Origin of the sequence: Streptomyces sp. NPDC056224 (genome assembly GCF_042267665.1) — a bacterium.
Lineage (GTDB): Bacteria > Actinomycetota > Actinomycetes > Streptomycetales > Streptomycetaceae > Streptomyces.
The window spans coordinates 1-14,531 of sequence record NZ_JBHJTK010000015.1; the positions used below are offsets into that span (position 1 = coordinate 1).

The following is a 14,531-nucleotide window of genomic DNA, read 5'->3' on the forward strand; positions in this document are numbered from 1 at the left end:
CCGCCCACCAGCGACAGCCCGTACTCCCGCACGAACGTCTCCTGCGCGTCGGCGAGCTCGGGAGCGGTCAGCGGATAATGCGCCCCGTCCTTCGTGAGCACCGGCAGGCCGGCGTTGGGCATGCAGGAGAGCGGGATGCGGGCATTGCGCGCCAGATAGCGCAGGTGCTCGCTCATCTCCGCCGGACCCGTCGCGCAGTTCAGGCCGATCATGTCGATGCCCAGCGGCTCCAGCGCCGTCAGCGCCGCGCCGATCTCCGAACCCAGCAGCATCGTCCCGGTGGTCTCCACCGTCACCGAGCAGATCAGCGGGACGGTGACGCCGAGCGCCTCCATGGCGCGGCGGGCCCCGATGACCGACGACTTCGTCTGCAGGAGGTCCTGGGTGGTCTCCACCAGCAGCGCGTCGGCGCCGCCGGAGAGCAGGCCCTCGGCGTTGACCTGGTAAGCATCACGGATCTTCGCGTACGTGATGTGACCCAGCGTCGGCAGCTTCGTGCCCGGGCCCATCGAACCCAGCACCCACCGCTGCTGCCCGGTGGAGACCGTGAACTCGTCCGCGACCTCACGCGCGATCCGCGCACCCGACTCCGACAGCTCGAAATTGCGCTCCGCAATGTCGTACTCGGCCAGCGCCGCGAAATTCGCCCCGAACGTATTCGTCTCGACGCAGTCCACACCCACCGCGAAATACGCCTCGTGCACCGTCCGCACAATGTCCGGACGCGTCACATTCAGAACCTCGTTACAGCCCTCCAGCTGCTGAAAGTCCTCCATCGACGGATCCTGCGCCTGCAGCATCGTCCCCATGGCTCCGTCGGCGACGACCACACGGGTGGTCAGCGCCTCTCGGAGGGCATCGGCCCGGGTCTGGGTGTCTGCGGGCGGGTTCGGCAACGAGGCCATGGGCGAGCTCCCTGGAATGCGACGGCTGTCGGCTTTGCACCCCTCCGTGTCAAGGGTGCACGCGGCCAGAGTAACCGCGAGGCCCCGGCCCCGGTGAGGCTGTCCCACGTGGCGGACTGCATTCTGTGCGCGGGGGTCCGTACGGGGTCGGGCCGGCCGCGCCGCCCCGGAAAGCGCCCACGCATGCAGAAGGTCGGCATCGGCCGATAGTGTTCAGCATTGTCGAACTACGTCAGCAGGAGGCTGCGCCATGGCACGGAACATCCAGTCGCTCGAACGAGCCGCTGCGATGCTGCGACTCCTGGCGGGCGGGGAGCGCCGTCTGGGTCTTTCGGACGTGGCCTCCTCCCTCGGCCTGGCCAAGGGCACGGCGCACGGGATCCTGCGCACGCTGCAGGCCGAGGGCTTCGTGGAGCAGGACCCCGCGTCCGGCCGCTACCAGCTGGGCGCGGAGCTGCTGCGCCTGGGCAACAGCTACCTGGACGTGCACGAGCTGCGTGCCCGCGCCCTGGTCTGGACGGACGACCTGGCCCGGGCGAGCGGCGAGAGCGTGTACGTGGGGGTGCTGCACCAGAGCGGGGTGCTGATCATGCACCACGTGTTCCGGCCCGACGACAGCCGCCAGGTGCTGGAGGTCGGGGCCATGCAGCCGCTGCACTCCACGGCCCTGGGCAAGGTGCTGTCGGCCTACGACCCGGTCGCGCACACGCAGGCGCTGGAGGTGGAGCGGGAGGCGTTCACCCCCCGTACGGTCACCGACGGCGCGGGCTTCGAGGAGATCCTCAGCCTGACCCGGGCACGCGGCTGGGCCGCCGACGTCGAGGAGACCTGGGACGGCATCGCCTCGGTGGCCGCGCCCATCCACGACCGGCGCCGGATGCCCGTCGGCGCGGTGGCCGTCGCGGGGGCCGTGGAGCGGGTCTGCACCGAGTCCGGTGAGCCGCGTCCGGCCCTGGTGGCCTCCGTGCGGGATTGCGCAAGGTCGGTTTCACGCGATCTCGGCGCGGGCCGGTTCTGAGCTTGACCTGAGCCATCCGATCCACCCAGTGGCCACCTCGTGTGCCATTTGGGTGGATTTTGTCGTTTTCTGATCGCCGACTGGCCTGATTTGGGCGATCGTCCCGAGTGGTAACGATCCGGTTCTTTGACCTGGTCGACCCTTGACGCGTTCTTCACCTAGGCGGAAAACTGCCGTTCATCGGTCGGCATTGTCGAACACCTACCGGCAATACGCGTTAGGGTGTGACGAGGCCAAGGACCGGTGCAGCACTCACCGAGTGCGAGGACCACCGGAGGGACCCGGTGTCCGCCCACCCCTGGACGTACGTAAGGAGTCGCGGGTGTCCAGCTCCGACATCTTCATCGGCGAGACCATCGGTACCGCCCTGCTCACACTGCTCGGCGGTGGCGTCTGCGCCGCCCTGACGCTCAAGAGCTCCAAGGCCCGCAACGCGGGCTGGCTCGCGATCACCTTCGGCTGGGGTTTCGCCGTACTGATCGCCGCATACGTGGCCGCCCCGCTCTCCGGCGCGCACCTCAACCCGGCCGTCACCGTCGGCCTGGCCATCAAGAACAGCGACTGGAGCGACGTACCGGTCTACTTCGCGGGCCAGCTGCTCGGCGCGATGCTCGGCGCGGTCCTGATGTGGATCACCTACTACGGCCAGTTCCGGGTGCACCTGGCGGACCCGGAGAACATCCGTGACGCCAAGCTCGGCCCGGAGGACCCGCACCCGCACGACCAGGCGGGCCCCGTGCTCGGGATCTTCTCCACCGGCCCCGAGATCCGCAACGTCGTCCAGAACCTCACCACCGAGATCATCGGTACGTTCGTCCTGGTCCTGGCCATCCTGACCCAGGGCCTCCAGGACGGCGGCAAGGGACTCGGCGTCATCGGCGTCCTGATCACCTCGTTCGTGGTCGTCGGCATCGGCCTCTCGCTGGGCGGTCCGACCGGCTACGCCATCAACCCGGTGCGCGACCTCGGTCCGCGCATCGTGCACGCCCTGCTCCCGCTGCCCAACAAGGGCGGCTCGGACTGGGGGTACTCCTGGATCCCGGTCGTCGGCCCGCTCGTCGGTGCCGCCATCGCCGGCGGTCTGTACAACATCGCGTTCGCCTGATCAGTTTCGGCCCGCTTCGTAAGATCCGCACCGCATCCTGATTCCGCCTACTCATAGACCTGCCAGGAGCAGCCACATGACCAGCAGCACCGGCCCCTTCATCGCCGCGATCGACCAGGGCACCACCTCCTCCCGCTGCATCGTCTTCGACCGCGACGGCCGCATCGTCGCCGTCGACCAGAAGGAGCACGAGCAGATCTTCCCGAAGCCGGGCTGGGTCGAGCACGACGCCGCCGAGATCTGGACCAACGTCCAGGAGGTCGTCGCCGGGGCCATCGCCAAGGCCGAGATCACCTCCGCCGACGTCAAGGCCGTCGGCATCACCAACCAGCGCGAGACCACCCTCCTGTGGGACCGCCACACCGGCGAGCCGGTCCACAACGCGCTGGTCTGGCAGGACACCCGCACCGACGCCCTGTGCAAGGAACTCGGCCGCAACGTCGGCCAGGACCGCTTCCGCCGCGAGACCGGCCTGCCCCTGGCGAGCTACTTCGCCGGCCCGAAGATCCGCTGGATGCTCGACAACGTCGAGGGGCTGCGCGAGCGCGCCGAGGCCGGCGACATCCTCTTCGGCACCATGGACTCGTGGGTCATCTGGAACCTCACGGGCGGCGCGCAGGGCGGCGTGCACGTCACCGACGTCACCAACGCCTCGCGCACCATGCTGATGAACCTGCACACCCTGGCTTGGGACGAGAAGATCGCCGAGTCCATGGGCGTCCCGCTCAACGTCCTCCCGGAGATCAAGTCCTCCGCCGAGGTCTACGGCCACGTCAAGGACGGCGTCCTGGCCGGCGTCCCGGTCGCCTCGGCGCTCGGTGACCAGCAGGCCGCGCTGTTCGGCCAGACCTGTTTCGCCGAGGGCGAGGCGAAGTCCACGTACGGCACCGGAACGTTCATGCTGATGAACACCGGCGACAAGATCATCAACTCCTACAGCGGGCTGCTGACCACGGTCGGCTACCAGATCGGCGACCAGAAGCCGGTCTACGCGCTGGAGGGCTCCATCGCCGTCACCGGCTCGCTCGTCCAGTGGATGCGCGACCAGATGGGCCTGATCAAGTCCGCGGCCGAGATCGAGACCCTGGCCTCCTCGGTCGAGGACAACGGCGGCGCCTACTTCGTGCCCGCCTTCTCCGGCCTGTTCGCCCCGTACTGGCGCTCCGACGCCCGCGGTGTGATCGCCGGCCTCACCCGGTACGTCACCAAGGCGCACATCGCCCGTGCCGTCCTGGAGGCCACCGCCTGGCAGACCCGCGAGATCACCGACGCCATGACCAAGGACTCGGGCGTCGAGCTCGCCGCCCTCAAGGTCGACGGCGGCATGACCTCCAACAACCTGCTGATGCAGACGCTCTCGGACTTCCTGGACGCCCCCGTGGTGCGCCCGATGGTCGCCGAGACCACCTGTCTCGGCGCCGCCTACGCCGCCGGCCTGGCCGTCGGCTTCTGGCCCGACACCGACGCCCTGCGCGCCAACTGGCGCCGCGCGGCGGAGTGGACCCCGCGGATGCCCGCCGAGCAGCGGGAGCGCGAGTACAAGAGCTGGCTCAAGGCCGTCGAGCGGTCCATGGGCTGGGTCGACGACGAAGACGCCAGCTGACCTCACTCAGCTGACGCTATCGACGAGGAGCTAAGAGAGATATGAGCAGCCTGCAGAGCGTGACCGCACTGGGCACGCACCCGACCGCCGGTTCGAACGCGAGCCGCGCCGAGACCCGTGAGCAGCTGGCGAAGGCCACGTACGACCTGCTGGTCATCGGCGGTGGAATCCTGGGCACCTCGGTGGCCTGGCACGCCGCGCAGTCGGGTCTGCGGGTCGCCATGGTGGACGCCGGCGACTTCGCCGGCGCCACCTCCTCCGCCTCCTCCAAGCTCGTCCACGGGGGCTTGCGCTACCTGCAGACCGGCGCGGTCAAGCTGGTCGCAGAGAACCACCACGAGCGCCGGGTGCTGGCCAAGGACGTGGCCCCGCACCTGGTCAACCCGCTCACCTTCTACCTGCCGGTCTACAAGGGCGGTCCGGTGGGTGCGGCCAAGCTGGGCGCGGGCGTCTTCGCCTACTCCGCCCTCTCGGCCTTCGGCGACGGCATGGGCAAGGTCATCTCCCCGGCCCGTGCCGCCGCCGACAACCCCGGCCTGAAGACGGACAACCTCAAGGCCGTCGCGGTCTACTACGACCACCAGATGAACGACTCCCGGGTCGCCGTCATGACGGTCCGCGCGGCCGTCGAGTCGGGCGCGGTCGTCCTCAACCACGCCGAGGTCACCGGCCTGCGCATGACGCGCGGCCGGGTCAGCGGTGCCGAGCTCAAGGACCGCCTCGACGGCACCGAGTTCGGTGTCGACGCGCGCGTCGTGCTCAACGCCACCGGCCCGTGGGTGGACCACCTGCGGCGCATGGAAGACAAGCACTCGATGCCGTCGATCCGCCTCTCCAAGGGCGCGCACATCGTCATGAAGCGCAAGTCGCCGTGGAAGGCCGCCATGGCCACCCCGATCGACAAGTACCGCATCACCTTCGCCCTTCCGTGGGAGGACCAGCTCCTCCTCGGCACCACCGACGAGGTGTACGAGGGCGACCCGGCGGACGTGCGTGCCACCGAATCCGACATCCAGCAGATCCTGGACGAGGCGGCCTTCTCGGTGAAGGACGCGGACCTCGACCGCTCGCTGATGACCTACGCCTTCGCGGGCCTGCGGGTGCTGCCCGGCGGCCCCGGCGGCGTCGAGAAGGCCAAGCGCGAGACGGTGGTCTCCGAGGGCGCGGGCGGCATGCTGTCGGTGGCCGGCGGCAAGTGGACGACGTACCGCCACATCGGCCGCGTGGTCATGGACAAGCTGGCGAAGCTCCCGGGCAGCCCGCTGACCGAGGACATGGAGCCGGTGAAGTCCCTGGTGCGCCGGATCGCGCTGCCCGGAGTCGCCAACCCGAACGCGGTCGCGCACCGGCTGCTGGTGGACCGCGAGCCCGGCACGCGGATGGACCCGCTGACCGCGCGCCACCTGGCCTCGCACTACGGCTCGCTCGCCTTCGACATCGCTCGGATAGCGAACGAGGACCCGGCGCTGGCCGAGCGCATCCACCCGGACGGTCCGGAGATCTGGGCGCAGGTCGCCTACGCCCGGGACAACGAGTGGGCCGAGACGGTCGACGACGTGCTGCGCCGCCGCACGACGGTGACCGTCCGCGGTCTGGACGACGAGGCCGTACGGGCCCGGGTCCAGGAGATGCTGAGCCACAAGGCATAGCGCTCACGCAGGTGGGGAAGAGGGGCGGTTCCGAGGGGAACCGCCCCTCTGTCGTGGGCTGTGGCCGACGTCCCTTCAAGGCTTAGGCTGACCTGTGTACGCAAGGGGAACTTCGGAAGGAGACCTGGGTGATCGAGCTTGAGGGCGTGCCCGAGCTGATCGACCCGGTCATGGTGGCCGCGTTCGAGGGCTGGAACGACGCGGGTGACGCGGCCTCCGGTGCGGTCGCACACCTGGACCGGGAGTGGAAGGGCGAGGTGTTCGCGGCGCTCGACGCCGAGGACTACTACGACTTCCAGGTCAACCGGCCGACGGTGTGGCTGGACAACGGGGTACGGAAGATCACCTGGCCGACGACGCGGCTGTCCGTGGTCCGGATCGGCGGCGCCAAGCCGCGGGACCTGGTGCTGGTGCGCGGGATCGAACCGTCCATGCGGTGGCGGTCGTTCTGCAACGAGATCCTCGGCTTCGCGCACGAGCTGGGCGTGGAGATGGTGGTCGTCCTCGGGGCGTTGCTCGGGGACACGCCGCACACCCGGCCGGTGCCGGTGAGCGGAGTCACCTCGGACGCGGACCTGGCGCGGACGATGGACCTGGAGGAGACCAAGTACGAGGGCCCGACCGGGATCGTGGGCGTGCTCCAGGAGGCCTGTACGCACGCGGGCGTCCCCGCGGTGTCGCTGTGGGCGGCGGTGCCGCACTACGTGTCACAGCCGCCGAACCCGAAGGCGACGCTGGCGCTGCTGAACCGGTTGGAGGATCTGATCGACATCCGGATCCCGCTGGGCGAACTCCCCGAGGACGCACGGGCTTGGCAGCTGGGCGTGGACCAACTGGCCGCCGAGGACAGCGAGGTGGCGGAGTACGTCCAGACGCTGGAGGAGGCCCGGGACACCGCCGACCTGCCGGAGGCGTCGGGCGACGCCATCGCGCGGGAGTTCGAGCGGTACTTGCGGCGCCGGGATCCCGCGGCGGGCCCGGCCGCGGAGCCGGGTGACCCGTCGAAACTGCGGGACACCTCCGGCGGGCTCCCCCGCGGCCCGAAGCGGCGGCCGGACGTCTCCGGCGAGGAACCGCCGCCGTCCCCCGACGAGGACGACAGCCCTCCGGAGGCCGAGGCCTGATCTGGCCGTCGCCCGCACCCCGGTCGCCGAGCGGACCCCCTGTCCCCGGGCCTCCTGTTCCCGAACCTCCTGTCAGGGAGCCGTGTTTCGATACGGGTCCCGCACGCAGGAGGGGCAGCGTGGCCCGCACGACGGACGCGCCCCGGTGGTGCCGGAGGTCGCGGACCTGGCCGGGACCGCGACCCCGCCGGACTGGCGGCGCCGCCCGGTTCGCCCGGTTCGCCCACCGTGCACGACTGCTCGGTGGGCGGGCCGTGACGCGGTGGAACGGCGAAGCGCGCCCCCGGCACCGGGCCGGGAGCGCGCTCCTTCGGAACTGCTCCGTACTGCTCCGTACTGCTTCCTACTGCCGCCGGTGCCTAGAGCGCCACGCCCAGCAGCGCGTCCACGGTGCGGGAGACCAGACCGGGGGCCGACTCGTCGTCGCCGTCGGTGGCGTTCTGGAGCTCCACCCAGCGGTCCACGGCCGCCAGTGCCGCAGGGGCGTCCAGGTCGTTCGCCAGGGCCTCGCGGACCTCCTCGACGACCGCGTCCGCCGCGATGCCGTCCGGCCGGGACACCGCCGCACGCCACCGCTCCAGCCGGGCCACCGCCTCGGCGAGGACGTCGTCCGTCCACTCCCAGTCGGCGCGGTAGTGGTGCGAGAGCAGGGCCAGGCGGATCGCCGCCGGGTCGACCCCGGCCCGCCGCAGCGCCGAGACGAAGACGAGGTTGCCCTTCGACTTCGACATCTTCTCGCCGTGCAGGGCGACCATGCCGGCGTGTACGTACGCCTTGGCCATCGGGAACTCGCCCGTCAGTGCCTGCGCGTGCGAGGCGCCCATCTCGTGGTGCGGGAACGCCAGGTCGGAGCCGCCGCCCTGGATGTCGAAGCCCATGCCCAGGTGGTCGAGGGCGATCGCCACGCACTCGATGTGCCAGCCCGGCCGGCCGCGGCCCAGCGAGCCGCCGTCCCAGCTCGGCTCGCCCGGACGGGCGGCCATCCACAGCATCGGGTCCAGCGGGTTCTTCTTCCCGGGCCGGTCGGGGTCGCCGCCCCGCTCCGCCGAGAGCAGCCGCATCGCCTCGGCGTCGAGGTTCGAGACCGAGCCGAAGTGCGGGTCGGCCTCGACCGAGAAGTACACGTCGCCTTCCAGCTCGTAGGCGGCGCCCGCGTCCCGCAGCCGCTCGACGAGCGGCACGATGCCGGGTATGGCTTCGACGGCTCCGATGTAGTGCTGCGGCGGCAGCATGCGCAGAGCGGTCATGTCCTCGCGGAACAGCGCCGTCTCGCGCTCGGCGAGCTCGGTCCAGTCGTGTCCGTCGCGCAGCGCCCGCTCCAGGAGCGGGTCGTCCACGTCCGTGACGTTCTGGACGTAGTGGACCTGCCGCTTGGTGTCGAGCCACACGCGCTGTACGAGGTCGAACGCGTTGTAGGTCGCCGCGTGACCGATGTGGGTCGCGTCGTACGGGGTGATGCCGCAGACGTAGATACGGGCGACGGGACCGGGGGCGAGGGTGATCGTCCCCTGGGTCGCGGTGTCGTGGATCTTGAGGTCGCGGCCCTTGCCAGGAAGGGCGGGGACCTCAGAAGCGGGCCAGGCATGCATGTGTCGAGCCTAACCGGACGGATGTTCCGGAAACGAACCGGACCTGCACTGTTGTCCTGATCAGTACTCTTGCGGTCTGGCCGGATCTGTGCGTACGGCTCGTGGCCGGTTCACACCGGCGGCCAGGGGATCGACGGCCACTGCCCGGACGGCTCCGGATGGATCCCGGTGCGCAGCAGCTCCGCCACCCGGCCCCGTACGGCGGCCAGCTCGACCGCGGTGATCAGCTGGGCCAGCCGGGTGGCGAGCGGGGCTCCCTCGGCCAGCTCGGCGGCCAGCGAGGTCAGTACCTCGCGCGCCTCGTCCGTCAGCGGCTCCCCGGCCCAGCCCCACAGCAGGGTCCGCAGTTTGTCCTCGGCGTGGAAGGTCACGCCGTGGTCGATGCCGTAGAGGCGGCCGTCGGGCCCGGGCAGCAGGTGGCCGCCCTTGCGGTCGCCGTTGTTGATCACGGCGTCGAGGACGGCCAGCCGGCGCAGCCGCGGGTCGTCGGCGTGCACGAGCAGGGCGGTGCGGCCCTCGCCCACGTCGGCGAGGGCGACGGGCTTCCAGCCCTCCCCCGCCTCCTCGCCCTCGACGAGCGCGAGCAGCCCGGCGCCGGGTTCCGTGCTCCCGGGCGTCTCGATCCACCGCTGGACCATGCCCTCGCCGTACGGCCCCTCACGGAGCACGGTGGCGGGCACCAGGCCCCAGCCGGTGGCCTCGGAGACCAGGTAGGCGGCGACCTCGCGCTGGGCGAGGTTCCCGTCGGGGAAGTCCCACAGCGGGCGCTCGCCCTTGACCGGCTTGTACACGCAGTCGGCGCTCTCGCCCCCGTACGTGACGGTGCACACCAGGACGGCGTTGGACGCCTCCCGGATCCGGCCGACGACGGTGAGCTCGCCCTCGGCGAGCAACTTCTCGATCTCCCCCGTGGCGGTCACACCTGGCGCCGGTAGCCGTTCTGGCGCGGGCAGACGTGTCCCTCCGGGTCCAGCGGCAGACTGCACAGGGGGCACGGCGGGCGGCCCGCGTTGACCACGTCCAGGGCCCGCTTGGCGAAGGCCCGGGCCTGGGCGCCGGTGAGGCGGACCCGCAGCATCGGCGGGCCGTTCTCCTCGTCCTGGAGCAGCCGCTCCTCCGCCTCGGCGAGGTCCTCGTCCGATTCGGCGTCGAGTTCGACGAGGGCCTGCGCCTCGACGATCATGCGCTGTTCCTCGCCGTCCCAGGCCAGCGCCATGGTGCCGACGCGGAACTCCTCTTCGACGGGTACGTCCAGCGGCGCGGTGTCGGCGGCCTCGGCCGGCGCGACGGCCGGGACCGGGGCGTTGCCGCCGGTGCGCCGTACGACCTCGTCCAACAGCTCGTCCATCCGCTCGGCCAGCGCCGCGACCTGGGTCTTCTCCAGGGAGACGCTGGTGACGCGGGGGCCGGAGGAGGCCTGCAGGAAGAACGTACGGCGTCCCGGCAGACCGACCGTGCCGGCCACGAAGCGGTCCGGGGGGTCGTAGAGGAACACCTGACGGGGCACGTCCGTCTCCAAGTCTCGGCGCAGGGCGGAGCCGCGCGTGTGCGGGCTCATCCACCCTACTGCGCCGTTCGATCACGCCGCGCCCGCGCCGCCCCCCACGACCGCGTTCCCGCCGTCCTCCACTGCTTTGTCCGGCGTCGCGGAGCGCGGCACGAGCGAGCCGAGGTCCCCGGTGTCGCCGAGCCGGAACACGAACGGCCGGGTGGGCGTGTACCGGACGGCGGTCACGGAGCAGGGGTCGACGTGGATGCGCTGGAAGAGGTCCAGGTGCATGCCGAGGGCGTCGGCGACGAGGGACTTGATGATGTCACCGTGGGAGCACATCAGGAAGACGGCGTCGCTCCCGTGCTCCTCCTCGACCCGCGCGTTCCAGTCCCGTACGGCCTCCACCGCGCGCGCCTGCATGGCGCGCATGGACTCGCCGCCGGGGAAGGCGGCCGCCGACGGATGCTGCTGGACGATCTTCATCAGGGGTTCTTCGGCGAGCTCGGAGAGTTTGCGGCCCGACCAGTCGCCGTAGTGGCACTCGCCGATCCGCTCGTCGGTGTGCACCTCCAGGTCCGGCCGGGCGGCCAGCAGTGGTGCGAGGGTCTCACGGCAGCGTTGCAGCGGGCTGGTGACGGCGGCGGCGAGCGGTACGCCCACCAGCCTCCCGGGCAGGGCGGCGGCCTGCTCGGCGCCGCGCTCGTCGAGGGCCACTCCCGGGGTCCATCCGGCGAGCAGCCCAGCGGTGTTGGCGGTGGACCGCCCGTGTCGTACGAGGATCAGCGTGGCCATGGCGCCAGCCTATGTGCTGGGGGCGGTGGTGCGGGCGGGCCGCGGGCAGAGGAGAATGCCCCGCGTGATTGTGGACTGCGCGATTTACCGGGACGGCCGCCGAACCGAGGGACCCGAGGACCTCTCGGACGCCCTGGACGAGGCACGGGCGACCGGTGACGCCTTCCTCTGGGTCGGCATGCACGAGCCGTCGGAGAAGGAATTCGACTACGTCCGCAGCGAGTTCGGTCTGCACGCGCTGGCGGTGGAGGCCGCGCTGACCGCGCACCAGCGCCCGAAGCTGGAGGTGTACGACGATTCGCTGTTCGTCGTCCTCAAGCCGGTGATGTACGACGAGGACACCGACACGGTGACCGCCGGCGAGCTGATGGTCTTCATCGGCGACTCCTTCGTGGTCACCGTCCGGCACGGCGAGGGGGCCCCGCTGGCCGCCGTACGGCGCCGGCTGGAGCAGGAGCCCGACGTGCTGCGGCACGGCCCGACGGCGGTGCTGTACGCGGTCTCCGACGCGGTGGTGGACCACTACATCGAGGTGGCGGCCGAGCTGCAGGCGGACCTGGAGGAGCTGGAGGCCGACGTCTTCGCCCCGAACGCCTCCGACACCAAGAACACCGCCTCCAGGATCTACGGCTTCAAGCGGCAGGTGCTGGAGTTCCGCCGGTCGACGAGCCCGCTGCTGCAGCCGATGAACCGGCTCGCCTCCGGGAGCGTGCCCTTCGTCCACGGGCATTCCCAGCCGTTCTTCCGCGACGTCGCCGACCACCTGACCAAGGCGAACGAGTACATCGAGGGCCTGGACCGGCTGCTGTCGGACGCGCTCGCCGCGCACCTGGCGCAGATGGGCGTCCGGCAGAACGACGACATGCGCAAGATCTCGGCCTGGGCGGCGATGGCGGCCGTCCCCACGATGGTGGCGGGGATCTACGGGATGAACTTCGACGTGATGCCCGAGCTGCGGCACGCCTGGGGCTATCCGGCGGTGATCGCGGTCATGGCGGGCGCGTGTCTGGGCCTGCACCGCATGTTCAAGCGCCGGGGCTGGCTGTAGCGAACGGCGTCCGGTCTCCTGCCTCCGCTCCGGCTTCCGGCCTCCGGCCTCCGGACCGGGGCTACGCGAACTCGGGCGAGGTGAGCGGCGCTCCGCCCAGGGCGTCGCGTCGTTCGGGCATGGTGAGGCTGACCATCCGGTGCCAGCGGCTGAACCGCTCGTAGGCGTACATCCCGCGGATGCCGGCGGCGAGCGCGGTCGCCTTGGGCGCGGGCCAGCGCAGCAGCCGCCCCATGTGGTCCATGACGGCGAGGCTCACGTCCCGGTAGACGGCGATCTCGACGAGCGCGCTCTCCCGCAGCACCCCCTGGATGGTGCGGCCGTGTCCCTCCCGGGCCAGGCGCAGCAATTCCTCGTGACAGTAGGCGAGGTGGTTGCCCTCGTCCCGGCTGATCATGCGGATGGCCTTGCCGACCTCGGGGTGGTCGCCGAAGTTCCTGACCAGCATGTCCATCTGGTCGGCGGCGCGCTGTTCGGTGACCCGGCTGTGCGCGAGGTAGACGACGATGTCGCGCTCGGTCAGCGGTTCGTCGCCGCGCAGCTTCTCGTGCGCGAGACCGATACCGCGACGTTCCAGCAGCATCGTGTAGTCGGTCTCGGGCGGTACGGGGACGGGCGGCAGGCCGCGCTTGCGGAGCAGCGCGTTGAAGATCCGCCCGTGCTTGTCCTCGTCGGCCCCGTGCCGGGTGATCTTGGGTGCCAGACCGCGCATCGAGTCGGGTACGAGGGCCGCGATCCGGGCGTTCTCCCAGCCGCCCTGGGACTCCCCGCTGGCGGCGATGGAGCAGAACAGCTGGAAGGCGTCGTCGTGGTCGACGATCTCCTGGAACAGGCTGCGGGCAGAGAGCATGCAACGAGTCAAACTCCGGTGACCGGGCCGGGCAACCGATGGGACGCGCTACTCGTCCGAATGAACGAACCCCCGGGATGGCCCACGGCGCGTAACCCGGGGGCCGCCCGTCGCGTTGTTGGCTGTGTCGGCCGTGGCGGGGAAGACCCCCCGAGCCCCCACCACGGCCGCAGACCTTCCTTCCCCGGCGCCGCCTGCGGGTTGCTCCCCGTCAGCGGGCTCCGGGATCCGGGATCAGGCGAGACCGGCCAGCTCCATGGCCTCCGTGCCGGCCCGCAGGGCGGCGATCCGCTCGTCCAGGGTGAATCCGGCGGGGGCCAGCGTGAGGGTGGTGACTCCGGCCTCCGCGTAGGCCCGCATGCCGTCCGCGATCCGCGCGACCGGGCCGAGCAGCGTGGTCGAGTCGATCAGCGAGTGCGGGACGGCCGCGGCCGCGCCGGTCTTGTCGCCCGACAGGTACTTGTCCTGGATCTCGGCGGCTTCCTTCTCGTAGCCCATGCGCTGGGCCAGCTGGTTGTAGAAGTTCTGCTTCCGGCTGCCCATGCCGCCGACGTACAGGGCGGTGTACGGGCGGAACACGTCGGCGAGCGCGTTCACGTCCTCGCCGAGGGCCAGCGGTACGGTCGGGCAGACGTCGAAGCCGTCCATGGTCAGCCCGGCCTTCGCGCGGCCCGCCCGGATGTGGGTGAGCGCGGTGGCCTCCAGGTGCTCGGCGGCCGGGAAGATCAGCAGCGCGCCGTCCGCGATCTCGCCGGTCTGCTCCAGGTTCTTGGGACCGATGGCGGCGATGTAGAGCGGGATGTGCTCGCGTTCGGGGTGCACGGTCAGCTTCAGCGGCTTGCCCGGGCCGCCGGGCAGCGGCAGGGTCCAGTGCTCGCCCTCGTACGAGAGGCGCTCGCGGCTCATCGCCTTGCGGACGATCTCGACGTACTCCCGGGTCCGCGCGAGCGGCTTGTCGAACTTGACGCCGTACCAGCCCTCCGAAACCTGCGGGCCGGAGACGCCGAGGCCGAGCCGGAAGCGGCCCTTGGTGAGGGAGTCGAGGGTGGCCGCCGTCATGGCCGTCATGGCGGGCTGACGGGCCGGGATCTGGAGGATCGCCGAGCCGACGTCGATGCGCTCGGTCTGGGCGGCGACCCAGGCCAGCACGGTCGGGGCGTCGGAGCCGTAAGCCTCGGCCGCCCAGCAGACGTCGTAGCCGAGGCGGTCCGCCTCCTGCGCGACGGCGAGGTTGTCGGCGTCCATGCCCGCACCCCAGTAGCCGAGATTGATGCCGAGCCGCATGTGTCGTCCCCTTACCGAATTTACCGATCAGTAACGTGCATGTCCGGGGACTGTAGCGTGCCAGGAGCCCAT

13 protein-coding genes are annotated in these 14,531 nt (G+C 70.9%); 6 read left to right on the forward strand and 7 right to left on the reverse strand.

Annotated features, from left to right (window positions below; all coding sequences use genetic code 11):
• Nucleotides 1-905: homocysteine S-methyltransferase family protein (locus ACFCZ1_RS19185; RefSeq protein WP_376679454.1), on the reverse strand; the 905-nt coding region annotated here is incomplete at its 3' end.
• A gap of 250 nt (nt 906-1,155) precedes the next feature.
• Here ACFCZ1_RS19185 and ACFCZ1_RS19190 point away from each other — a divergent pair.
• The 5 genes from ACFCZ1_RS19190 (at nt 1,156) to ACFCZ1_RS19210 (ending at nt 7,404) form a co-directional block, all read left to right on the forward strand.
• A complete protein-coding gene (locus ACFCZ1_RS19190) occupies nt 1,156-1,923 on the forward strand; it encodes an IclR family transcriptional regulator (RefSeq protein WP_376679455.1) in 768 nt (255 codons plus the stop codon).
• A gap of 322 nt (nt 1,924-2,245) precedes the next feature.
• Complete coding sequence (locus ACFCZ1_RS19195; RefSeq protein WP_376679456.1) at nt 2,246-3,028, forward strand: MIP/aquaporin family protein; 783 nt, start codon at nt 2,246-2,248, stop codon at nt 3,026-3,028.
• 76 nt (nt 3,029-3,104) lie between these two features.
• The gene (gene glpK, locus ACFCZ1_RS19200) at nt 3,105-4,631 is read left to right on the forward strand and encodes a glycerol kinase GlpK (RefSeq protein ID WP_376679457.1); all 1,527 of its coding nucleotides are present in this window, start codon (nt 3,105-3,107) and stop codon (nt 4,629-4,631) included.
• 41 nt (nt 4,632-4,672) lie between these two features.
• Complete coding sequence (locus ACFCZ1_RS19205) at nt 4,673-6,280, forward strand: FAD-dependent oxidoreductase (RefSeq protein ID WP_376679458.1); 1,608 nt, start codon at nt 4,673-4,675, stop codon at nt 6,278-6,280.
• Between the two features lie 128 nt (nt 6,281-6,408).
• On the forward strand, nt 6,409-7,404 hold the full coding sequence (locus tag ACFCZ1_RS19210) for a PAC2 family protein (protein ID WP_376679459.1): 996 nt from the start codon (nt 6,409-6,411) through the stop codon (nt 7,402-7,404).
• A 359-nt stretch (nt 7,405-7,763) separates the two neighbouring features.
• On the opposite strand, the gene mshC is transcribed toward ACFCZ1_RS19210, so the two are convergent.
• From mshC to ACFCZ1_RS19230, 4 genes are all read right to left on the reverse strand, one after another.
• The gene (gene mshC / locus ACFCZ1_RS19215) at nt 7,764-8,993 is read right to left on the reverse strand and encodes a cysteine--1-D-myo-inosityl 2-amino-2-deoxy-alpha-D-glucopyranoside ligase (protein WP_376679460.1); all 1,230 of its coding nucleotides are present in this window, start codon (nt 8,991-8,993) and stop codon (nt 7,764-7,766) included.
• 110 nt (nt 8,994-9,103) lie between these two features.
• Nucleotides 9,104-9,946, reverse strand: a complete 843-nt coding sequence (locus ACFCZ1_RS19220) for an SCO1664 family protein (protein WP_376679574.1) — start codon at nt 9,944-9,946, stop codon at nt 9,104-9,106.
• Nucleotides 9,910-10,500 (reverse strand): DUF3090 domain-containing protein, encoded by a 591-nt coding sequence (locus ACFCZ1_RS19225; protein WP_376679575.1) that lies wholly within the window; start codon nt 10,498-10,500, stop codon nt 9,910-9,912. Before ACFCZ1_RS19225 ends, ACFCZ1_RS19220 begins: the two co-directional genes overlap by 37 nt.
• A 72-nt stretch (nt 10,501-10,572) precedes the next feature.
• On the reverse strand, nt 10,573-11,277 hold the full coding sequence (locus tag ACFCZ1_RS19230; protein ID WP_376679461.1) for a histidine phosphatase family protein: 705 nt from the start codon (nt 11,275-11,277) through the stop codon (nt 10,573-10,575).
• A 55-nt stretch (nt 11,278-11,332) separates the two neighbouring features.
• On the opposite strand from ACFCZ1_RS19230, the gene ACFCZ1_RS19235 reads away from it, so the two are divergent.
• Nucleotides 11,333-12,325 (forward strand): magnesium and cobalt transport protein CorA, encoded by a 993-nt coding sequence (locus ACFCZ1_RS19235; protein WP_376679462.1) that lies wholly within the window; start codon nt 11,333-11,335, stop codon nt 12,323-12,325.
• 61 nt (nt 12,326-12,386) lie between these two features.
• On the opposite strand, the gene ACFCZ1_RS19240 is transcribed toward ACFCZ1_RS19235, so the two are convergent.
• Nucleotides 12,387-13,175 carry a ferritin-like domain-containing protein gene (locus ACFCZ1_RS19240; RefSeq protein WP_376679463.1) on the reverse strand — a complete coding sequence of 263 codons (789 nt, stop codon included), beginning with the start codon at nt 13,173-13,175 and terminating at the stop codon, nt 12,387-12,389.
• Between the two features lie 234 nt (nt 13,176-13,409).
• Complete coding sequence (locus ACFCZ1_RS19245; protein ID WP_376679464.1) at nt 13,410-14,459, reverse strand: LLM class F420-dependent oxidoreductase; 1,050 nt, start codon at nt 14,457-14,459, stop codon at nt 13,410-13,412.
• Nucleotides 14,460-14,531 lie beyond the last annotated feature (72 nt).